General features: G+C 67.8%; 22 protein-coding genes. 13 read left to right on the top strand and 9 right to left on the bottom strand.

Features of this window, described 5'->3' with window-relative positions; translation table 11 throughout:
• Nucleotides 1-176 precede the first annotated feature (176 nt).
• The 3 genes from nth to ACCQ04_RS07775 are packed head-to-tail and all read right to left on the bottom strand — an operon-like array spanning nt 177 to nt 2,057.
• The gene (gene nth / locus ACCQ04_RS07765) at nt 177-887 is read right to left on the bottom strand and encodes an endonuclease III (protein WP_226426497.1); all 711 of its coding nucleotides are present in this window, start codon (nt 885-887) and stop codon (nt 177-179) included.
• Complete coding sequence (locus ACCQ04_RS07770; protein ID WP_046342273.1) at nt 884-1,264, bottom strand: hypothetical protein; 381 nt, start codon at nt 1,262-1,264, stop codon at nt 884-886. The genes nth and ACCQ04_RS07770 overlap by 4 nt, the downstream gene beginning before the upstream one ends.
• A 10-nt stretch (nt 1,265-1,274) precedes the next feature.
• On the bottom strand, nt 1,275-2,057 hold the full coding sequence (locus ACCQ04_RS07775; protein ID WP_226426496.1) for an enoyl-CoA hydratase-related protein: 783 nt from the start codon (nt 2,055-2,057) through the stop codon (nt 1,275-1,277).
• Between the two features lie 163 nt (nt 2,058-2,220).
• Between ACCQ04_RS07775 and ACCQ04_RS07780 the strand changes: the two genes are divergently transcribed.
• From ACCQ04_RS07780 to ACCQ04_RS07795, 4 genes are all read left to right on the top strand, one after another.
• Complete coding sequence (locus tag ACCQ04_RS07780; protein WP_016902469.1) at nt 2,221-2,919, top strand: FKBP-type peptidyl-prolyl cis-trans isomerase; 699 nt, start codon at nt 2,221-2,223, stop codon at nt 2,917-2,919.
• Between the two features lie 118 nt (nt 2,920-3,037).
• Nucleotides 3,038-3,835 carry a CoA pyrophosphatase gene (locus tag ACCQ04_RS07785; protein ID WP_039528018.1) on the top strand — a complete coding sequence of 266 codons (798 nt, stop codon included), beginning with the start codon at nt 3,038-3,040 and terminating at the stop codon, nt 3,833-3,835.
• Complete coding sequence (locus ACCQ04_RS07790) at nt 3,832-4,704, top strand: sulfurtransferase (RefSeq protein ID WP_226426495.1); 873 nt, start codon at nt 3,832-3,834, stop codon at nt 4,702-4,704. The genes ACCQ04_RS07785 and ACCQ04_RS07790 overlap by 4 nt, the downstream gene beginning before the upstream one ends.
• An 88-nt stretch (nt 4,705-4,792) precedes the next feature.
• A complete protein-coding gene (locus ACCQ04_RS07795) occupies nt 4,793-5,746 on the top strand; it encodes a DUF1684 domain-containing protein (RefSeq protein WP_226426494.1) in 954 nt (317 codons plus the stop codon).
• Nucleotides 5,747-5,794: 48 nt separating this feature from the next.
• Here ACCQ04_RS07795 and ACCQ04_RS07800 read toward each other — a convergent pair whose 3' ends face one another.
• Complete coding sequence (locus ACCQ04_RS07800) at nt 5,795-6,370, bottom strand: N-acetylmuramoyl-L-alanine amidase (protein ID WP_115043289.1); 576 nt, start codon at nt 6,368-6,370, stop codon at nt 5,795-5,797.
• A 23-nt stretch (nt 6,371-6,393) separates the two neighbouring features.
• Here ACCQ04_RS07800 and ACCQ04_RS07805 point away from each other — a divergent pair, with 23 nt between their 5' ends.
• The 9 genes from ACCQ04_RS07805 to ACCQ04_RS07845 all read left to right on the top strand — a co-directional run bounded on the left by ACCQ04_RS07805 (nt 6,394) and on the right by ACCQ04_RS07845 (nt 15,127).
• Nucleotides 6,394-6,885 (top strand): MOSC domain-containing protein, encoded by a 492-nt coding sequence (locus ACCQ04_RS07805; RefSeq protein WP_039528007.1) that lies wholly within the window; start codon nt 6,394-6,396, stop codon nt 6,883-6,885.
• Entirely contained in the window at nt 6,882-7,409 is a 528-nt protein-coding gene (locus ACCQ04_RS07810; protein WP_054592279.1) for an alpha/beta hydrolase, read from the top strand. The genes ACCQ04_RS07805 and ACCQ04_RS07810 overlap by 4 nt, the downstream gene beginning before the upstream one ends.
• Nucleotides 7,410-7,449: 40 nt before the next feature.
• On the top strand, nt 7,450-7,956 hold the full coding sequence (locus tag ACCQ04_RS07815; RefSeq protein ID WP_024940677.1) for a GNAT family N-acetyltransferase: 507 nt from the start codon (nt 7,450-7,452) through the stop codon (nt 7,954-7,956).
• 392 nt (nt 7,957-8,348) lie between these two features.
• The gene (locus tag ACCQ04_RS07820; protein ID WP_226426493.1) at nt 8,349-9,962 is read left to right on the top strand and encodes an ABC-F family ATP-binding cassette domain-containing protein; all 1,614 of its coding nucleotides are present in this window, start codon (nt 8,349-8,351) and stop codon (nt 9,960-9,962) included.
• Nucleotides 9,941-10,132: a hypothetical protein gene (locus ACCQ04_RS07825; RefSeq protein WP_080931303.1), complete on the top strand. Its 192-nt coding sequence runs from the start codon at nt 9,941-9,943 to the stop codon at nt 10,130-10,132. The genes ACCQ04_RS07820 and ACCQ04_RS07825 overlap by 22 nt, the downstream gene beginning before the upstream one ends.
• Nucleotides 10,129-12,264 (top strand): bifunctional 23S rRNA (guanine(2069)-N(7))-methyltransferase RlmK/23S rRNA (guanine(2445)-N(2))-methyltransferase RlmL, encoded by a 2,136-nt coding sequence (rlmKL, locus tag ACCQ04_RS07830; RefSeq protein ID WP_016902459.1) that lies wholly within the window; start codon nt 10,129-10,131, stop codon nt 12,262-12,264. Before ACCQ04_RS07825 ends, rlmKL begins: the two co-directional genes overlap by 4 nt.
• A 211-nt stretch (nt 12,265-12,475) precedes the next feature.
• Nucleotides 12,476-13,252, top strand: a complete 777-nt coding sequence (locus tag ACCQ04_RS07835) for an NAD kinase (protein ID WP_047125593.1) — start codon at nt 12,476-12,478, stop codon at nt 13,250-13,252.
• Nucleotides 13,253-13,421: 169 nt separating this feature from the next.
• Nucleotides 13,422-14,387, top strand: a complete 966-nt coding sequence (locus ACCQ04_RS07840) for a 5'-nucleotidase (RefSeq protein ID WP_102584340.1) — start codon at nt 13,422-13,424, stop codon at nt 14,385-14,387.
• Nucleotides 14,384-15,127, top strand: a complete 744-nt coding sequence (locus ACCQ04_RS07845) for a spermine/spermidine synthase domain-containing protein (protein ID WP_226426492.1) — start codon at nt 14,384-14,386, stop codon at nt 15,125-15,127. Before ACCQ04_RS07840 ends, ACCQ04_RS07845 begins: the two co-directional genes overlap by 4 nt.
• A gap of 66 nt (nt 15,128-15,193) precedes the next feature.
• On the opposite strand, the gene ACCQ04_RS07850 is transcribed toward ACCQ04_RS07845, so the two are convergent.
• The 5 genes from ACCQ04_RS07850 to kynU all read right to left on the bottom strand — a co-directional run bounded on the left by ACCQ04_RS07850 (nt 15,194) and on the right by kynU (nt 20,931).
• The gene (locus ACCQ04_RS07850; RefSeq protein WP_226426491.1) at nt 15,194-15,760 is read right to left on the bottom strand and encodes a DUF2939 domain-containing protein; all 567 of its coding nucleotides are present in this window, start codon (nt 15,758-15,760) and stop codon (nt 15,194-15,196) included.
• 124 nt (nt 15,761-15,884) lie between these two features.
• Nucleotides 15,885-16,571, bottom strand: a complete 687-nt coding sequence (locus ACCQ04_RS07855) for a DUF2461 domain-containing protein (RefSeq protein WP_024940671.1) — start codon at nt 16,569-16,571, stop codon at nt 15,885-15,887.
• Nucleotides 16,568-18,013: an exodeoxyribonuclease I gene (sbcB, locus tag ACCQ04_RS07860; RefSeq protein ID WP_016902452.1), complete on the bottom strand. Its 1,446-nt coding sequence runs from the start codon at nt 18,011-18,013 to the stop codon at nt 16,568-16,570. Before sbcB ends, ACCQ04_RS07855 begins: the two co-directional genes overlap by 4 nt.
• 106 nt (nt 18,014-18,119) lie before the next feature.
• Complete coding sequence (locus ACCQ04_RS07865; RefSeq protein ID WP_024939860.1) at nt 18,120-19,487, bottom strand: FAD-dependent oxidoreductase; 1,368 nt, start codon at nt 19,485-19,487, stop codon at nt 18,120-18,122.
• A 172-nt stretch (nt 19,488-19,659) separates the two neighbouring features.
• Nucleotides 19,660-20,931 carry a kynureninase gene (gene kynU, locus ACCQ04_RS07870; protein WP_226426490.1) on the bottom strand — a complete coding sequence of 424 codons (1,272 nt, stop codon included), beginning with the start codon at nt 20,929-20,931 and terminating at the stop codon, nt 19,660-19,662.
• Nucleotides 20,932-20,953: the final 22 nt, after the last annotated feature.

Here is a 20,953-nt window from a genome sequence, read left to right on the forward strand (position 1 = left end):
AGACGCATCATCCCGGTCGCGATTTTTTTTGGGCGGGGATTAGGGAGTCGGGATTTGGGATTTGCAAAAGCCGGGAACGGCGTTGCCGATACGAGAAGCCTGGCGCCTGGCTGGATGCTGCACAGTTATTACGACGGTTTCGCTAGATCGTGTCAGCCAGGTTGAGTCAGACCGCGTCATCCCTTCGGTGTTGTCGGCCTTTCGGCGGGTGCGGGGGTCTTGTCGCGGTAGCGGCACAGGTCGTGGATCACGCAGCCTGGGCAATCGGGTTTGCGTGCCTTGCAGACGTAGCGGCCATGCAGGATGAGCCAGTGGTGTGCGTCGTGCAGGAATTCGGCCGGAATGACCTTGACCAGCTTGTCCTCGACCACGCGCACGTCCTTGCCCGGTGCAAGACCGGTGCGGTTGGCGACGCGGAAGATATGCGTATCCACCGCCATGGTGGGCTCGCCGAACGCGGTGTTGAGCACGACGTTGGCGGTCTTGCGGCCGACGCCGGGTAAGGCCTCCAGTGCAGCGCGATCGTGCGGCACCTCGCCGCCGTATTGCTCCAGCAGGATCCTGCAGGTGGCAATGACGTTCTTGGCCTTGGCGTTGAACAGGCCAATCGTGGCGATGTAGCGCTTCAGGCCTTCTTCGCCCAGATCGAGAATGTCGCGCGGGGTATTGGCCACCGGGTACAGCTTGCGGGTGGCCTTATTGACGCCGACATCGGTGGCTTGTGCCGACAGCAGCACCGCGATCAGCAACTCGAACGGCGTGGTGTATTCCAGTTCGGTGGTCGGGTGCGGATTGAGCTCGCGCAGGCGCGCGAACATCTCCTGTATTTCGGGCTTGCGCATGTTGTTGCCGCGCCGTGCCGGCGCGGTGACGTGGATCGCGTTCATGGCTGTGCTCCACCAGCGGCCTTGGCCTTGGCGCGCGCCAGGATGGCCGCAGCCAGCGGCGGTAGTGCGGCGGCCGCCGGTTGGCTGGGCGCCGCTGCCGGCGTCCGGCGTGCATCGCGTTCGGCAGCGCGACGTTGCAGGCGCGCGGCGCGTGCACGGTAGCGGTCGCGTGCTGCCCAGGCATCGCGTAGCCGTTGTTGTGCGGCCAGCAGCACCGCGCTCAGTTGCGGGCAGGCCGGATCGAGCAGGTCGTCGCGTGGATCGGGCCGGTACTCCATCAGGCCCAGTGCCAACGCACGATCGAGATCGTCGGCGTGGACGCAGTCGAACAGCTGCAGGGCCAGTGGACGTGGTGCCGGTGTGGGGTCGAACGTCATGGCAGGCCGATCAGCGGTTGAGAAAGTGCGCGGGGCGTTTTTCGAGAAAGGCGCCGGTGCCTTCGCGCATGTCGTCGCTGGCGAACAACAGTGCAAATTGCGCGGTTTCCAGCTGCAGGCCTTCTTCGATGGCGCATTCGCCACCGAACACCACCGCATCCAGGATGCCGCGCAGCGCGAGCGGTGCGGCGGCGGCCAGGCGTTGTGCCAGGGCGAGGGTTTCGTCCTGCAATACCTCCGGCTCGACCACGCGATTGACCAGACCCAACTGGAACGCGCGCGCAGCATCGATCGGCAGGCCGAGCAGGCACAGTTCCAGCGCTGCCGCTCGCCCGGTCAGACGCAACAGCCGTTGTGTGCCGCCGAAGCCGGGGATCAGGCCAAGATTGATTTCCGGCTGCCCAAGACGCGCGCTGGATGCGGCGATGCGCAGATGGCAGGCCATCGCCAGCTCCAGCCCGCCGCCGAGTGCAAAGCCATTGACCATGGCGATCACCGGCTTGGGCATGCGCTCGATCCGGCGCATCAGCTGCTGGCCGAGCAGCGAGAACTCGCGGCCCTGCATCGCCGACAGATCGCGCATTTCGGCGATGTCCGCGCCGGCGACAAACGCCTTGGGGCCGGCACCGGTCAGTATCACCACGCGGATGTCGTCCGCGCTCGCTGCCTCGGCGAAGGCGTGATCCAGCGCCTGCAGCGTTTCCTGGTTCAAGGCGTTCAGTTTGTCCGGTCGATTGACCGTGATCGTCCGTACACTGGCGTGGTCGGCGATCAGAATGACGTGATTGGACATGGAAATCCTTACGAACGTAAAAAATTAGTAAATGCGGAACTTCCGAAAGCCTTGCTGGTCATAGCTTTCGTGATAAGTAGCGGTTCGCTATCGCGGCCGCTATCCTAGCGCGTCATCTCAGGCGGCAGACCCGTCCTGTGCCACCACCCTGGAGAATTGTTTGATGAAGTTGCGTTCTATCGCGGTCGCTGTGGCGGCCCTGGCCCTGACGGGCAATGCACTGGCCCAGGACACGACGTCCGAGAAGGGCAAGTTGAGCTACTACTTCGGCTATGACTACGGCAACAACCTTGCCGAACTCACCGGCCGCGGTGAGCAGCTCGACATCAACTCGGTGGTAAAGGGTCTGCAGGACGCCTATGCCAAGAAGCAGCCGGCGATCACCGCCGACCAGCTGAAGCCGGCTGTCGAAGCGTTCCAGAAGCGTGAGCAGGGCCGTGCCCAGCAGGCCAAGGCCGAATACGACAAGGCCGCTGCTGCCAACAAGACCAAGAGCGACCAGTTCCTGGCCAAGAACAAGGGCACCGCTGGCGTGCAGACGCTGCCGAGCGGCGTGCAGTACCGCGTGATCGAAGCCGGCAAGGGCGCCAAGCCGACCCAGGCCAGCACCGTGCAGCTGGAAGTGGCCGGTCCGTTCCCGTTCGGCGACCGCGAGAAGGCCCGTCCGGCGCAGCAGATCCCGGCCATCAAGGTCAGCGAAGTCGAAATGCAGGCCATGCGCGACACGCTGCTGCAGATGCCGGCCGGCTCGAAGTGGGAAGTGACCCTGCCGCCGGAGAAGGCCTACGGTGCCGACCCGCGTACCCCGTTCCCGCCGAACGTGGCCGTGCAGTTCGAGATCAAGCTGGTCAGCGTCAAGTAATTGCGTTTGCTGTTGCTGTGACAACGCCGGCCACCAGGCCGGCGTTGTCGTTTGGGTCCGCCGGATGCGCGACAGGATGGACGGACGGCGTGAGGATGCGGTGCGGCGGGAGCCAGCGATGAGCGACACGGATTCGAACCGCAGTGGCCTGCCCAGCCCGTGTATCGGTGTATGTTCGTTGGACGCGCAGGCGCACTGTGTCGGCTGCCTGCGCAGCCTGGATGAAATTGCACGCTGGATGAGCATGAGCGACGGCGAACGTCAGGAGTATCTGCACACGGTTCTGCCCGCGCGCGCGTTGGCCGCGCGGCTGCCCGAATGCGCGCAGCTGCAGCGTGCGCTGTATGCGCTGGACACCGCGCCCGACGGGCCGGGCTGGAATCATGCCGAATTGATCGACCTGACCGAAGGCGGCGCGTCTGCCGAGGCCGCAGTGCTGTGCGGTCTGGTGCCGCGCGCGCAGGGCACCATGGTGCTGCTGACCCGGCGCACCGACAGCCTGCGTCACCATGCCGGACAGGTCAGTTTTCCCGGTGGCCGGGTCGAGCCGTCGGATGCGGATGCGGCCGCTGCGGCCTTGCGCGAGAGCTGCGAGGAAATCGCGCTCGGCGCCGGCCAGGTGCATGCGCTGGGATATCTGGATCCGTTTCTGACCGTGAGCGGGTTTCGCGTCATCCCGGTGGTGGCGGTGATCGACCCGGCGTTCGTGGCGGTGCCGCAGCCGGATGAAGTGGCCGAGGTGTTCGAGGTGCCGTTGGCCTATCTGATGGACCCGGACAATCTGCGCAGCGTGGAGCTGGAGTTTCGCGGCAGGCCACGCCGCGTGCTGGAATACGACTGGCCGGGCCACCGCATCTGGGGCGCCACCGCGGCCATTCTCCTCAATCTTCGTCGTCGTCTGGAGCAGGTTGCATGAGTGCGGAACTCCACTGGACCACGCTGGTCGACAGCGCCACGCTGGCCGCGGCATTGCCGCATCCGCAGTTGCGACTGCTGGACGCGCGCGCTGCGCCACCGACTGCGCCGGACCGGGATGCAGCGCGCAAGGCCTATGCACAGGGGCATCTGCCAGGCGCGCATTACGCCGATCTCGACGAGGATCTGGCCGATCTGTCGCAGCCTGCGCAAGGGCGGCATCCGCTGCCGACCAGCGCGGCATTCGCCAGGCGGCTGGGCGAGTGGGGGATCGACCCGGATAGCCAGGTGGTGATCTACGACGCTGCCGACGGCAGCATGGCCGCGGCGCGGGCATGGTGGATGCTGCGGTTGTTGGGGCATCGCCGCGTGGCGGTGCTCGATGGCGGGCTGGCCGCCTGGCGCGCGGCGGGGTTGCCGGAAAGCACCGAGCCGCCTGCACTGCATGATGGCGCGGCATACCCGGGCAGCTTCGATGGCGATGCCGTGGTCGAGGCCGGGCAGATCCTGGCGCGGCTGGATCAGGCGCCGGGCTGGTTGCTGGATGCACGCGCCGCCGAGCGTTTTCGCGGCGAGGTGGAGCCGGTCGATCCGGTGGCCGGGCATGTGCCCGGTGCGGTGAGTCGTCCGCTGGGTGTGAGCCTGCGCGATGGTCGCTTCAAGCCGGCCGAGGAACTGCGCAGCGAGTTGTCTGCGCTGCTGGGCGCGTATCGCCCCGAGCAGGCAGTGGTGATGTGCGGCTCGGGCGTGACCGCCTGCCATCTGCTGCTGGCGCTGGAAGTGGCCGGCTTGTCGGGCGCGCGCGTTTACGCCGGCTCCTGGAGCGGTTGGTTGCAGGATGCGACACGCCCGGTCGCGACCGGCCCCTGATTGCAGGCACAATGGCGGCAGGAACGGTGACCTGTGGGGACGCAGGTTCGCTGCGCGGAGCGCAGTTTCTCGCAGTGCTGGGTGACTCATGCGGTTGCAGTTGCAGGTCGGCGCGCTGTGCGTCGCGATGCTGTCGATGGCGGCCTGTTCGGCGGGATCGACCGCCGACGCCAACGGTGCGCGCATTGCCGGTCGCGGACAGAGCGACCGCCATGCGGTGTATCAGGTCGAACTCGAACGTGCACGCGCCGAGCGCTTGCAGCGCTTGCGCGCGCCCGACGGTTGGCTGAGCTACACCGGCTCCGGGCGTGTGCGCGCAGGCCGTTACCAGGTGGGCAGCGATCCGCGCAGCGATCTGGTATTGCCGGCCGGTCCTGCGCAGCTGGGGCAGCTGACGCTGGATGGCGACGGCCGCGTGCACTTCGACGCCGCCGCACATGTACCGGTGTACTTGAACGGGCAGCGCGTCGATCGCGTCCGCCTGGAGCCGGAGCGCGCAGGGCAGCGGGGCGATCGCCTCGATGTGGACGGGCGGCAGTTCTATCTGGTGCAGACCGGCAGCTTGTTCGGCTGGCGTTTCCGTGACCCGGCAGCGCCGTTGCTGAGCCATTTCGCCGGGCTGGAATATTTTCCGACCGATCCGCACTGGCGCATCCTGGCGCGCTGGCAGGCGTATCCCACCCCGCGCACGACCACGCTGCTGACGTCGATCGGCACGCCGCTTACCGTCGAGATACCGGGCGAGGCGGTGTTCTCGCGCAATGGCCAGGAGTACCGCTTGCAGCCGATCGTCAGCGACGACGGGGAGGGCCTGTTCTTCCTGTTCGCCGATCGCACCAGCGGCAAGGAAAGTTATGGCGGCGCGCGTTATCTCTACACCGCGCCGCCACACGATGGCCGGCTCGTGCTCGACTTCAATCTGGCCGAAAATCCGCCCTGCGCGTTGACGCCGCATGTGGTCTGCCCGATCGCATCGCCGGAAAATCGCCTGGATCTTGCGGTGAATGCGGGCGAGAAGACCTACCGCGCAGCCGAGCGTTGAGCGCTGTACCAGCGAAGGCAGAATGCTGTTTCGATGGGGGCACCGCTGCTAGCGCGGTGCATGCGACCAGCTGACCGCCGCTTCGATCTGCGGCCACGGAAACAGCGGGCCGGGATCGAGCTTGCGCTGGATCTTGCGCGACGGGTCGTCGCTGGCCGCTTCCTGGGTGGTGTCCAGTGCCTGGTGGCCGGCAATCCGGCGTACCGACGGCAACTGTTGTTGCAGCCATTGCAGCAGCGTGATCAGCGCGTTGATCTGCACCTGCGGGTACGGTTCGTTCATGCACTGATGGCGCGAGTCCAGCCAGTGCGGATAACGGCCGCTGTTGACCAGTTCGATGCCCAGCGTATGCGGGTTGTGGCCGCGCACGTGGTGGGCGACGCGCTCCAGCGCAACGTATTGCTGGATGCTGCCGTTGCGGTCGATGTAGTAATGCCCACTGTTGCCGGTGCCGCTGTCGTAGAGCACGCGTTCGCCGTATTCGCGCGCCATCGCCATGTCGGGCAATTCGGTGCAATGGATGACCACCATGTCGATCTGCGTGAGCGCGCGTCGCGCCAGCCGCGATTCGTAGGACAACGGCGCGTAGGTGATCGGTGGCGACGGCAGGACGGCATCGGACATGGGGCGGATGCTAGCATTCGACGATGGCTTTGAATCCCGACAGCCCTTTGGGCAAATTGATGGCAACCCTGCCGCAGACCGGCCAGGTGACCTGGATCGGCGTGCGCCCGGCGCGCGATGTGGACATGATTGAGGTGGACGCGGCGCAGGCCACCACCGGTATCGGCCTGGTCGGCGACCGCTACAAGGGCGGCAGCGGCAAGCGCGGCGTGACCCTGATCCAGGCCGAGCATCTGCCGGTGATCGCAGCGCTGGCCGGCCACCCCGCGATTGCGCCGGCCACCTTGCGCCGCAACCTGGTGGTGTCCGGCATCCCGCTGATCGCCTTGAAGGGGCGGCGCTTCCGCATCGGCGATGTCGAGCTGGAAGGCACCGACCCCTGCGATCCGTGCTCGCGCATGGAAGATGCGCTGGGCGCGGGTGGCTATAACGCCATGCGCGGCCATGGCGGCTTGTGCGCGCGCATCCTGCGTGGCGGCGTGCTGCGCATCGGCGATACGGTGCAGGCGCTATGAGCCGCGGTCACTGCATCCTGTCGCACGGCTTCGAGAGCGGCCCGGATGCGCTGAAGGTCACCGCCCTGGCCGATGTCGCCGGGCAGCTGGGCTGGACCCACGAGCGCCCGGACTACACCGATCTGGACGCACGCCGCGATGTCAGTTCGCTCGGCGACGTGCAGGGCCGGCTGCAACGCCTGCTGGAGATCGCGCGGGCGGCGGCCGACAAGGGCCCGCTGGTGCTGGTCGGCTCCAGCCTGGGCTCGTACATCGCTGCGCAGGTGTCGTTGCAGGTGCCCACGCGCGGACTGTTCCTGATGGTGCCGCCGACCCGGATGGGGCCGTTGCCGGCACTGGATGCGGCGCGCGTGCCGATTTCCATCGTGCATGCCTGGCGCGATGAATTGATTCCGGCCGGCGAGGTGATCGCCTGGGCGCAGGCGCGGCATGCGCGCTTGCTGCTGGTCGACGACGAACACCGGCTGGCGTCGCATGTGGATGCGTCGGCGCGTGCCTTCGCCGAACTGTTGCAGAGCCTGTGATGCGCAATGGTCTGAAGACGAGCGGGCTGCGGGGCCTGCGATGAACGTGCTGATTCGCGAAGCCAGCGATGGCGATGCTGCGGCGATCGAACTGCTGACGATGGTCGCGTTCATGCGCGACGAACATAGCCGCCACGACGAGCAGCACGTGATCGCCGCCTTGCGCAACGACGGCGCGCTGGCGCTGTCGCTGGTGGCCGACCACGACGGGTATGTGGTCGGGCACCTGGCGGTATCGCCGGTGTCGCTGTCGGACGATTCGCCCGGCTGGTATGCGTTGGGGCCGCTGGCGATCGGGCCGGGGCATCAGCGCCAGGGACTGGGCACGCGCCTGGTGCAGGCGGCGCTGGGCAGCTTGCGCGAGCGTGGCGCCGCCGGTTGCCTGGCATTGGGCGAGCCGGCCTTTTTCCGACGTCTGGGCTTTGCGGTGGAACCGGGGCTGGTGTTGCCCGGCGTGCCGGCGTCCGAGCTGCAGGCGCTGGCGTTCGGCGACCGTCTGCTGCCGCTGGCCGATGTCGCCTATCACCCGGCCTTCGGGCTGGGTTGAGTCCAGCTGCTGGCGACCGCTTGGCGTGATCCACGCCAGGCACTGGGTCGGCAGGGGACGGTTTTCGCGGGATTGAGGACGCAGGGACGCCGAATCCCGGCAATTGCGTACCGGCGAGCGCTCGCCGCGGTTTCCGGGGGCGCCTGGAGGTCGGCGAGGTGCTGGCCTGCAGGAGCGTGAAACGCCATGAACGCCGGTGCTCGCCATGCTGGGCTTGACCGCGGCCACGCCTGCGATTTGGCCTGGCTCGCAGGCTGACCTACACTTTGCCGCATTGCCCACTGTCTGAGGATTGGTCCAATGCGCCATTGATGCCGCCGTCGTGATGACGGCCTTACCCGCTGCCGGTCCGGCTGGATCGGTGCGTGTGCTGGCATGCAATGGAGACCCGTATGACCTGTCCGTCGCTGACGCTGGAAAGCGTTGCGTATGTGCTGCCCGATGGCAGCCCGCTATTTTCCGATCTGTCCATCCACATCGACCAACGCGCCACCGGCCTGGTCGGGCGCAATGGCGTGGGCAAGAGCGTGCTTGCGCGCCTGCTGGCCGGCGAGGTGCTGCCCAGCGCAGGGCGTTACGTGCGCAACGGCAGCGTGCATTACCTGCCGCAGCGCGTGCGCGTGGCGCCGGGGCAGAGCATTGCCGAACTGGCCGGCGTCGCGCCGCTGCTGGATGCGCTGGACCGTATCGCCGCCGACAGCGTTGCGCCCGCCGATTTTGAACTGGTCGGCGAGCGCTGGACCGCCCATGCGCAATTTGCCGCAGAACTCGAACGGCAAGGCCTGGGTGGGCGCGATCCGCGTGCACCGGCCGCGCAGCTCAGTGGCGGCGAAGCGACGCGCGTGGCACTAGCCGGTGCGTTTCTGGCCCGGCCGGACCTGTTGATTCTGGACGAGCCCAGCAATCACCTGGATGGCCCGCAACGGCAGCGGCTGATGGATCAGTTACTGGCGTGGAGCGGTGGCTTGCTGGTGATCAGCCACGACCGCGACCTGCTCGATGCGATGCAGCGCATTGTTGAATTGTCCGCGCAGGGGCTGCGCAGTTATGGCGGCAATTACACGTTCTATGCGCAGCAGCGCGCCATCGAACAGCAGGCGGCCAGCACGTTGCTGGCCCAGCGCAAACAGGCGCGTTCACGCGGTGAGCAGGCGCTGCGCGAACAGCAGCAGCGTCAACAGCAACGCCAGGCACGCGGCGCGCGTGCCGCAGGGCAGGCCAACCAGGCCGCGATCCTGCTCGGCGCGCAGAAGCAGCGCAGCGAGCTCAGCGCGGGGCGGCTGCAACAGCAACGCCAGGCCGAACAGGCGCGGCTGAGCGAGGCGGTGGTGCAGGCCGCAGCGCTGGTGCAGGACGACCCCACGATCGCGCTCCTGGCGCCGACATCGCCCGCCGGTGCATCGCGGCAGCTTGCCACGCTGCAGCAGGTGGAGCTGGCCGACGGACGGCTGGGCGGGCGGCGGGTGGGCCTGCTGCTGCATGGGCAGCCGCGGATCGGCCTGGTCGGCCCCAATGGCAGCGGCAAGTCGTCGTTGCTGCAGCTGCTGGCCGGGCGCCTGCAACCCAGCGCGGGGCGTTGCCAGGTGCATGTGCCGGTGGCGTACCTGGATCAGCACCTGGGGCTGCTGGATCCGGCGCGCTCGGCCGCTGCGCAGCTGCAGGATGCAGCTCCGGACGCGCCAGCACACGCGCAGCGGCTGCGCCTGGCGCTGCTGGGCCTGGACCAACAGCGTGCCGACCTGCCCACCGGCCAGCTCAGCGGCGGCCAACGGCTCAAAGCGGCGCTGGCATGTGCGCTGTACCGGGCGCAGCCGGCGCAACTGCTGTTGCTGGACGAGCCGACCAACCACCTGGACCTGGCCGCGGTGGAAGCGATCGAGGCGCTGCTGCGCAGCTACCAGGGGGCGCTGATCGTCGCCTCGCACGATGCCGCCTTCCTGCAGCGGCTGGGCCTGCGGCAGCGCCTGGAGACTGCGCAGCCGCAGTGGCGGCTGGCGCCGTGGTGAACCGCGCGGTGGGCGATCCGGCCGGCGGGCTGGTAAAGCCGGCTCCGATGGCCGACCATTTGCGCCCCGCCCGCGGCGGCCACGGCTTTGCCCTCCCGGGCGCCGGCCCAGCGTCCTGCTCCCACGCTCGCCCCCACGGCCAGCGTCCCCATCGATACCTGCCTACGTGAAATTCTTCGCATCCTGTGCCAAGGGCCTGGAATACCTGCTTGCCGACGAGCTGCTGTCGCTCGGTGCCAGCAAGGCCACCGCCACCATCTCCGGCGTCAACGTCGAAGGTGACCTGCGCGATGCGCAGCGCGCCGTGCTGTGGTCGCGCCTGGCCAGCCGCGTGTTGTGGCCGCTGAGCGAATTCGATTGCCCGGACGAGGACGCGCTGTATGCCGGGGTGGCCGAATTGCCGTGGGACGAGCACCTGTCCGTCGGCCACACGCTGTCGGTGGACGCGCATGTCTCCGGTACCGCGATCACGCACGCCCGTTACGCGGCGCAGCGGATCAAGGACGCGGTGGTCGACACCATGCGTCGGCAGGGCCTGGAACGTCCGTCGGTGGACGTGGACAGCCCGGATCTGCGTTTGAACCTGTCGCTGCGCAAGGGCCGCGCCACCATTTCGGTGGATCTGGGCGGCGGCCCGCTGCACCGGCGCGGTTGGCGCATGGCGCAGAACGATGCGCCGCTCAAGGAGAATCTGGCCGCGGCGGTGTTGCTGCGCGCCGGTTGGCCGCGCGCCTACGCCGATGGCGGCGGCCTGCTGGATCCGATGTGCGGCAGCGGCACCCTGCTGATCGAAGGCGCGCTGATGGCCGCTGACGTGGCGCCCGGCCTGCAGCGCTATGGCAGCGATCTCCCCAGCCGCTGGCGCGGCTTCGATCGCGAGGGCTGGCAGCAACTGGTGGGCGAAGCGCGCGAGCGCGACAGTCTTGGCCGCGCCGCGCTCCGGCAGGTGATCCACGGCAGCGACATGGACCCGCATGCGATCCGCGCCGCGAAAGAAAATGCGCAAGTGGCCGGCGTGGCCGAGGCGATCTGGTTCGGCGTGCGCGAGGTGGGCGACCTGCAGACCCCGCCGCAGGCCACCGGCGTAGTGGTGTGCAATCCGCCCTACGACGAACGTCTGGCCGCCGATGCGGCGCTGTATCGCCGCCTGGGCGATACCCTGCAGCGCGCCGTGCCGCAATGGCGGGCCAGCCTGCTGTGCGGCAACGCCGAGCTGGCGTATGCCACCGGCCTGCGCGCGGGCAAGAAATACCAGCTGTTCAATGGCGCGATCGAGTGCGCGTTGATCGTCTGCGACCCGATCGCGGTGCCGCGGCGCACCCCGCTGGCGGCGCCGACCGCGCTCAGCGAAGGCGCGCAGATGGTCGCCAACCGCCTGCGCAAGAACCTGCAGAAGTTCAAGAAGTGGCGCGCACGCGAAGGCATCGAATGCTTCCGCGTCTACGACGCCGATCTGCCGGAATACTCGGCCGCCATCGACGTGTACCAGCAAGCCGATGGCGATCGCCGCGTGTTTCTGCATGTGCAGGAATACGCGGCGCCGGCGACGATTCCGGAAGCCGACGTGCGCCGCCGTCTGGGCGAACTGCTGGCCGCCGCACGCGAGGTGTTCGAGGTGCCGGGCGAACGCGTGGCGCTCAAATCGCGCGAGCGCGGCAAGGGCGGCAGCAAGTACGGCCGCTTCGAGCAGCGCAACGAGTTCATCAACGTGCGCGAGCATGGCGCGCTGCTGCGGGTGAATCTGTTCGATTACCTGGACACCGGCCTGTTCCTGGATCATCGCCCGTTGCGCGGCACCATGGCCACGCAATCGAAGGGGCGGCGCTTCCTCAACCTGTTCTGCTACACCGGCGTGGCCAGCGTGGAAGCGGCGGTGGCCGGCGCGAGCTCGACCACCAGCGTGGACCTGTCCGGTACCTATCTGCAGTGGTGCGCCGACAACCTGGCCCTGAACGGCCAGGCCGGCAGCAAGCACAAGCTGGTGCAGGCCGACGCGCTGGCCTGGCTGGAAGCCGAGCGCGCGCATTTCGACGTGATCTTCTGCGACCCGCCGACCTTCTCCAACTCCGCACGCGCCGAAGACTTCGACATCCAGCGCGAGCATGTGCGGCTGTTACGCGCGGCAGTGGCGCGCCTGGCGCCGGGTGGGGTGCTGTATTTCTCCAACAACTTCCGCCGCTTCAAGCTGGACGAGGAACTGGTGGCCGAGTTTGCGCAGTGCGAGGAAATCAGCCCGCGCACCATCGACCCGGATTTCGAGCGGCATGCGCGCATCCATCGCGCCTGGCGGTTGACCGCCTGAGGAAGTGGCCCGGTGACGTCTGGCCGGGCAGTACGCGCAGGGCGCGCGCGGGATTGCCGCGCCCGTTGCGCTGACGTGCGCCGTGTCACCGGTGGCGCCCGATCCCGATCGCGCAGACGCAGGCGCGTCCGCGCAGGCGAGGGAGGGGCGGCTAGCCAACAAGCCCACCACAGCGCTGCGGTATGCTGATTCGCATGCTCTGGAGTCAACGATGACCGCACCACCCCGGATTGCCTTTCTCGCCAGTCACGCCGAGCCGGCGGTGACCGCGCGCGCGCGTCTTGTGCAGCGCTATGGCGATCACGCGCTGGACAGCGCCGACATCGTCTGCGCACTGGGCGGGGACGGCTTCATGCTGCAGACCCTGCACCGGCACGGCGCTGCCAGCAAGCCGGTGTTCGGCATGAAGCTGGGCTCGGTCGGGTTTTTGATGAACCAGTACCGCGACGACGAGGACGACCTGCTCGCGCGTCTGCAACGTGCCGAACCGGCGCACCTGCGCCCGCTGGAAATGCAGGTGCAGACCGAGTCCGGTGCCAGCACGGTGTCGCTGGCCTACAACGAGGTCTCGCTGCTGCGCCAGACCCGCCAGGCCGCGCACCTGAGCGTGGATCTCAATGGCCAGACCCGCATCGCCGAGCTGATCGGCGACGGTGTCATGGTCGCCACGCCAGCCGGCAGCACCGCCTACAACTATTCCGCGCACGGGCCGATCCTGCCGCTGGGCTCGCACACGCTGGCACTGACCCCGATCGCCCCGTATCGCCCGCGCCGCTGGCGTGGCGCGATCCTCAAGGCCGACACCGAAGTGTGCTTCCGCGTGCTGGACCCGTACAAGCGCCCGGTCAGCGTCACCGCCGACTCGCACGAAATCCGCGACGTGGTCGAAGTGACCATCCGCGAATCCACCCAGCGCCAGGTGACGCTGCTGTTCGATCCCGAACACAATCTGGAAGAACGCATCTTCAGCGAACAGTTTGCGGTTTGAGGAGCGGGGATTGGGGAGTGGGGATTCGGGATTGGCAACGGCAGCAGCGTGCTACGTCGTCTTTAGAACGCGCGCACGCGCTACGATGCTGCGCAGATGGGCGATCAAATCCCGATCCAGTTCCTGCTTTAAACCAATCCCCAATCCCCACTCCCGAATCCCCGCCCCAATGACCGATAACTCCCCAAGACTCCTGACCGTCGCAGTGACCTCGCGCGCGCTGTTCGATCTCGAAGAAGGCCACGCGCTGTTCGAGGCCGATGGCGTGGAGGCGTATTCGGCGTTCCAGCGCGAGCATGAGGACGACATCCTGGAGCCGGGCGTGGCCTTTCCGGTGGTGCGCAAGCTGCTGGCGCTCAACCACGATGTGCCCGAAGAAACCCCGCGTGTGGAAGTGATCCTGCTGTCGCGCAATTCCGCCGACACCGGGCTGCGCATCTTCAATTCGATCCAGCACTACAACCTGGGCATCGTGCGGGCGACCTTTACCTCGGGTCAGCCGACCTGGCCGTACGTGAAGCCGTTCGGCACCGACCTGTTCCTGTCGGCCAACCCGGAGTCGGTACGGCGTGCGCTGACCCATGGCATTGCGGCGGCGACCATCATGCCGCGCGCGCCGGGCGAACGCGCCGAGGCCGCCGCGGCGATCGTGGACAACGACGAAAGCCGCCTGTCGACCCAACTGCGCATCGCCTTCGACGGCGATGCGGTGATCTTCGGCGACGAGAGCGAACGCATCTCGCGCGAGCAGGGCGTGGAGGCATTCGGGCGCCACGAGCGCGAACGTGCGCGCGAGCCGTTGTCGGTCGGGCCGTTCCGCAATTTCCTGTCGGCGCTGCATGCGCTGCAGGCGGCATTCCCGCCGGGCGAGGCCTCGCCGATCCGCACCGCGCTGGTCACCGCGCGCTCGGCGCCGGCGCACGAACGGGTGATCCGCACCCTGCGCGAGTGGGGCGTGCGTCTGGACGAGGCGCTGTTCCTCGGTGGGCGGCACAAGGGGCCGTTCCTGGAGGCGTTTGGCGCGGACATCTTCTTCGACGATTCGCAGCACAACATCGACAGTGCGCGCCAGCACCAGCACGTGGCGGCCGGCCACGTACCGCATGGCGTGGCCAACGATCCGCCGGGCAGGTGAGCGAGGCACCGAAGCCGGCTGGACGCGCCGCGCTGCGCTCCAGCTGGCGCCAGCTGGAGTTGTACTTCGCCGACGACACCGTGCAGACCCGCATGTCGCGCTGGGCACCGTACCGGCTGATGCTGCCATATACGCGCGGCATGCTGGCGGCGCTGTGGCTGCAGCCGCGGCCCGAACGCATCGGTCTGATCGGCTTCGGCGGCGGCGCGCAGGCCAAGTTCTGCCACCGCTATCTGCACAGCACGCGCATCGAGGCGGTGGACGCCGATGCGCAGGTGCTGGCGTTGCGCGATGCGTTTGGCGTGCCGCGCGACGATGCGCGGCTTGAGGTTACGCATGGCGACGGTGCGCAGTGGATCGGTACGCGTACCGGGCGCTACGACCTGTTGCTGCTGGATGCCTACGATGCCGATGGCATCCCACCGGCGTTGTGCACGCCCGAGTTCTACGCCGCTTGCCGCGCTGCGCTGACGCCCGGCGGCGTGCTGGCGCTGAACCTGTTCCAGGTGCCGCTGGCCGGGCATCTGGCCACGCTGCGCGAGGTATTCGATGGGCGGCTGCTGCTGTTGCCCGAGCCGGATCCGCGCAACCAGTTGCTGTATGCCTGGAACGGCAAACGCACGCCGGGCACTGCGGAGCAGGCGCTGGCGACGTTGCCGTGGCCGGCGCGCCGGCAGCTGCGGCCGTCGATGCTGCGGCTGCAGGCAGCGTGGATGGAGCGGGCCTGGCGGTTTTCGTAAGCCGCTGTCCGGCGCGTGGCGTCAGCCTGCGAAGGAGAACACTTCAACAGCGCCGCAGGTGCGCGGTCATGGGGGCGGCGGAGTTTCTGCATCTGCCAGCGGCAGCTGGATATCGGTCAGCCGCCAGCGCAGCCCTTGCCGGGTCAGCACGAACACCACCGGCGCTCCGGTCGCGGTGCGGGTGGTGGCGGTGAAGCGGCGGGTGGATTCGAAGCGCTGCTCGGCGCCTTGCAGCGGACGCGCCGGCGCGGGCGCCGCATAGGTGTCCGGGCTGACGGTGTCGCCGGTGACGCGATTCCACACGCTATGGCCTTGCAGCAGCGCGCCGATGCCCAGCGGCGTCACCAGCGTGTCCACGCCGGCACCGCTGATACCGCTGGCGAGCTGCAGGGCGAACCCGCCGAGCAGGCTCGATTGCATGCGGCTGCCGGCCTGACGGACCAGGTAATCGTCCAGCTGCGCCTTGAGGTTGACCCGCAGGCTGGGGAAATCCACATGGCGTTCCAGCTGCGACGCGTCGCGATTGGCGACGGCTTGGCTGATGCCGCGAATGGCCAAGTACGGGCCTGCAACCACATAGCTGACAAGCAGCAGCACGGCCAGTACGGGCAACAGCAACCAGCGTTTGTTCATGGTGTGCAGTCCATCGCGGTGGTTGGTGCAAGACGCAGCGATGCACAGCGCCGCGCAGCGAGAGATCGCTTCGGTGTGCTGACCGCCGGCGCCGCGTCGATGGCCGTCGGCGCCGCGCGATCCATCAAAATTCCAGATCCAGCGCAGCGCACAGGTAATCGACGAACGGCGCCAGCACCACCAGGTCGGCCTCGATGGTCTGGCGCAGGCGCGGGCCGGTCATGACGGCATCGTCGAGATGACGCAGGTACGCCCAGTTGCGGTGCTTGAGATCGTCGATGAACTCGAACTCGTTGGGAAAGCCGCGCGGTGCGCGCACCAGTTTCTCGCTGTCGTCCAGCGCGAACTTGCGGCGCAGTCTGGGTTCGTAGGCGGCCGCTTTCCAGTTGGCGGGATTGTCGAAAATGAACTGGCGCAGCTTGCGCTGGGTGTCCGGCTCCGGATGCCACAGCCCGGCACCGACGAAGCTTTCGCCCGGCTGCAGATGGATGTAGAACGACGGCGCCGGCACCTGGCGGCGGCGCTCATGGAACAGGCGCGCGCCCTGCCAGTTCTTATACGGCGACTTGTCGTTGGAAAAACGCGCATCGCGGTAGATGCGAAACAGCGAACCGCCCTGGGTCTTGGGATCGGCGCGATAGTGCTCGCTGACCTCGGCCAGGGCCGGCTGCAGGTCGGTGATGAGCTGCAGGAACGGCTGGCGCACATGCGCCTCGTACTGATGCCGGTGGTCGTTGAACCAGGTCTTGTCGTTGTGGCGCGCCAGTGCGCGCAGGAACTTGAAACTGGCGTCGGAAAAATAGGTGGTCATAGCGTGCGTTGGAGGTCCAAACCCCAGGCGGCGAGCTGATCGAGCAGGGACTGCTTGGTAGCATCGTCGGGGTGAGCAAGCCGTAAATCCGCGATCTGCGCATGGAACTGATCGAGCGTGAGCTCGCCCAGGCCACGGTCGTCGAGCAGGCGCTGACGACGGTAGACGTTCCAGCGTTCCTGCTCTTCGAACGACAGCGTCTGCGGCCAGTTGCGCGCGCGGTAGCGGAACAGCAACTCGACCAGGCGCGGGTCGCGAAAGCGCGACTCCAGCGCGCCCAGTTCGGCCGGCGCACTGGCGCGCACCTGCGCCAGCAGGCGCTTGTCGCCTTCGGCCAGGAAGCCATCGTAGAGCGAGGCATCGGCATCGTTGACCGCCGGCGCCGCAGCGCGCTCGTTGCCGTACACCTGGCGCACTTTTTCGGCCAGCTCAGGGCCGAGCTCGCGCAGGCGTGCAGCCTTGGCCAGCACCGCGTCGTGGTCGATGCCCAGGCGCTGGAAATCCGCTGCGCGCAGATGCTGCCAGGCCACCAGCGCCGGCGACTTGTTCAAGTGCACTTCCTTGAGCGGAATGCGCTGCTCGCCTTCGGGCAGGTCGGCGGCGCGGATATACAGCCGGTCGGCAATCTCGTCCGGGCTCAGGCGCAACAGCACTTCAGGGTCGCCATCCAGATCGAACACGATCACGCGGCTGTCGATGCGCGGATGGCGCGTCAACGGCAGCACCGCGGCGGCGCACATGCGCGAGGCGGGATAGCGCTGCGAGATATGCAGCACCGGCTGCATCGCGATGACGTCCAGCAGCGTCGCCGCAAAGCGCTTGTCGCGCAGGCGCAGCGCGTAGTCCCACAACTTGGGTTGATGCTGCTGGAACCTGCGCGCCATGCCGATGGTGGCGTACACGTCCGACAGCGCCTCGTGCGCGTCGCCTTCGCGCACTGCGTTGGCATCGGCCAGGTGTTCGAGCTTGAACGAGGTGGCGCCGTCTTCGCGCTGCGGCCAGACGATGCCGTCAGGGCGCAGCGCATGCACCAGCCGCAACACGTCGAGCAGGTCCCAGCGCGAATTGCCGCCGCGCCACTCGCGCTCGTACGGGTCGTAGAAATTGCGGAACAGCCCGCAGCGCACGAACTCGTCGTCGAAGCGGATCGAGTTGTAGCCCAGCGTGCAGGTCTGCGGCCGGCTCATCTGTTCGGAGATGCGCGCGAACGCTTCGGCCTCGCTCACGCCTTCGCGCAGTGCGTGTTGCGGGGTGATACCGGTGACCATGGTCGCGTACGGCGAGGGCAGCAGATCGTCGGCCGGTTGCACGTAGAAACTGATCGGCTCTTCGATCACGCGCAGTTGCGCATCGGTACGCACCGCGGCGAACTGTGCGATGCGCGTGCGGCGTGGATCCTGGCCGAAGGTTTCCAGGTCGTAGAAGAGAAAGCTGTCAGGCATGCCGTATGAAATCCAGATCCGCGGCGCACTGCGCAGGGCGCCGCCAGTGCTGCCTAGTATCTCTTATCCGCACCTACGCCTGCTGACGCCGGCCTGTGCGGGTGGATCAGTGCGCGCCTTCCAGCGGCTGCAGGCGCGCATGCACGACCGCTTCCAGCGCGGCCCAGTCGATGCGCGACAGGTCGCTGTGCCCGCGCGTGGCCTCGACCAGGATCTGGCGCTGGATCTCGCTGCGCGCCAGGGCGATCGAGTAGCGCGTGCGCAGGAAGGTCACCATCGTGTAATGCGGCACGAAACGGGTGGGCCAGCGCGCCTGCAATTGCTGTTCGAGCGCACGTTGCAGCAGGAAATCGGGATCGTCGACGCGGTCGCGCATCTCCAGGTAATTCTCCAGCGCCATCTGCTGGATCGCTGCGGCGTCGTCATGGCGTGCGGCCTGGAACGCGGCAAACGCAGTTTCCAGATCCTCGTGCGCATCCAGCTGCTCTGCCAGCGCCACGCAATCTTCGAACGCGCAGTTCATGCCCTGGCCGTGGAACGGCACCATCGCGTGCGCGGCGTCGCCGATCAGCAGTGCGCGGCCGCCCAGATGCCAGCGGTCCAGGGTGAGGGTGCCGAGCAGGCCGGGCGGATGTTCTTCCCAGTGCTCCTTGAGCTGCGGGATCAGCGGCAGGGCATCGGGAAAATCACGCGCAAACAGGGCCAGCGCTTCGTCGCCGGTACGCGTGGTGGCAAAGCTGGGCTCGCCGGCGTTGGGCAGGAATAGCGTGACGGTGAAGGTGCCGCCGTCGTTGGGCAGCGCGATGCACATGTAGCGCCCGCGCGGCCAGATGTGCAGCGCATTGCCTTCGATGCGGAAACCGCCACCGGGCAACGGCGGAATTTCCAGCTCCTTGTAGGAGTGATCGAGGAATTCGGTGCGCTCGCCCAGCGGCGACTTGCGCTGCATCGCCGCGCGTAGCGCTGAGCCGGCGCCATCGCTGCCGATCAGGCTCTGGAAGTGGATTTCGTGCGGCTGGTCGTCGCGGTCGTCGATGAAGCGCGCATAGCCGGCATCGAAGTCCACCGTGTGCAGGCGGCGATAGAAATGCACGCGTGCGCCGGCGCGTTCAGCCAGATCCAGCAGTGCGACGTTCAACGCGGCGCGGTGGATCGACCAGATCACTTCGCTGTCGTCGCGCCCGTAGCGTTGCAGCTGCGGTTCGCCGATCAACGGATGCACCATGCGCCCGCGCATCATCACCGCCTTGGCCATCACCGCGTCTTCGGCACCGGCCTGGCGCAGCGCATGGCGGCCGCGCTCGGCCAGCGCCAGGTTGATCGAGCGGCCGGACTCGTAGCCCTTGATGCGCGGATCGCCGCGGCGCTCGTAGACGGTGACCTGCCAGCCGCGACGCGACAACAGGATGGCCAGCAGGCAACCGGCCAGGCCAGCGCCGATCAAAGTCAGGGAACGGGGAGAGACTGCGCTCAATGCGGTATCCGGCAGCGGCCGGACGCAAGTGCCGGCGAAGGGGGAGAACGGGGATGGCTGGCAACGGCACCCGCCGCGATCAGCCAGGTGCGGGTTCGGAGTGTACGTGCGCGTGTGCCGGTTCCGGCCCACGCACCGATCTGGTCGATGGCACGGTCTGTGCCGTGCGTGCTCAGGCGCTGGCCCAGGTTTCCACCTGTTCGACCAACCGATGCAGATCGCTGAAGCGGTTGTACAGCGGCACCGGCGCGATGCGGATCACGTCTGGCTCGCGCCAGTCGCCGAGCACGCCGGCCGACTGCAGGTACTCGAACAGCGAGCGCCCCTGCGCGCGGCCACCGGCCACCCGCAACGACAGCTGGCAGCCGCGTTGCGCCGGCGCGGCCGGGGTGACGATCTGCAGCACCTGCGGCACGCGGGCGTGGATCAGCTGTTCCAGGTGCCCGGTGAGTTGTTCGGACTTGGCACGCAGCGCCGGCATGCCGGCCTGATCGAACAGCTCCAGCGACGCACGCAGCGGCGCCAGCGCCAGCACCGGCGGATTGCTCAGCTGCCAGCCTTCGGCGCCAGGCGAGGGCACGAACTGCGGCTCCATGCGGAAGCGGCTCTGCTGCTCATGTCCCCACCAACCGGCCATGCGCGGCAGGTCGCTGTTGGCATGGCGTGCGTGCACGAAACAGCCACCCACCGCGCCGGGGCCGGCGTTGAGATATTTGTAGTGGCACCACACCGCGAAATCCGCGCCGTCGTCGTGCAGCGTCAACGCGATATTGCCGACCGCATGCGCCAGGTCGAAACCCACCATCGCGCCCTGCGCGCGTGCCAGCCGCGCGATTTCTCCCAGCTCGAAGGCCTGGCCGGTGCGGTACTGGATGCCGGGCCACAGCACCAGCGCCAGCCGCGGACCGTGCCGTGCGATGGCATCGGCGATCGCCGCCATCGATACCGTGCCATTGGGTTGGTCGGCTTCCACTTCGATCAGCTGCGTGGCCGGATCCAGCCCATGCAGGCGCAGTTGCGATTCCACCGCATGGCGGTCGGACGGGAACGCGCCGGCTTCGATCAGGATGGCGCCCCGCTCGGGCGTGGGCCGGTAGAAGCTGGCCATCATCAGATGCAGGTTGACGCTCAGCGTGTTCATCGCGACCACTTCGCCGGGCTGCGCGCCGACCACGCGCGCCAGGCCATCGCGCACCAGCTGGTGATAGGTCAGCCACTGGGTGGGACCGGTGAAGTGGCCTTCCACCGCGAGCGCACCCCACTGGTCGAGCACTTCGGCCACCATCGCGCGCGCGCCGCGCGGCTGCAGGCCCAGCGAATTGCCGACGAAATAGGTCTGGTCCTGGCCGGCATGCTGCGGGAACACGAAGTCATCGCGCAGGTGGCGCAGCGGGTCGGCGACGTCCAGGGCAACGGCATGGGCGCGGGACAGCAGGTCGGTCATGATCACGGCTCGCAACGCAGGT

Origin of the sequence: Xanthomonas sp. NCPPB 2866 (assembly GCF_041475745.2) — a bacterium.
GTDB classification, from domain to species: domain Bacteria; phylum Pseudomonadota; class Gammaproteobacteria; order Xanthomonadales; family Xanthomonadaceae; genus Xanthomonas; species Xanthomonas arboricola.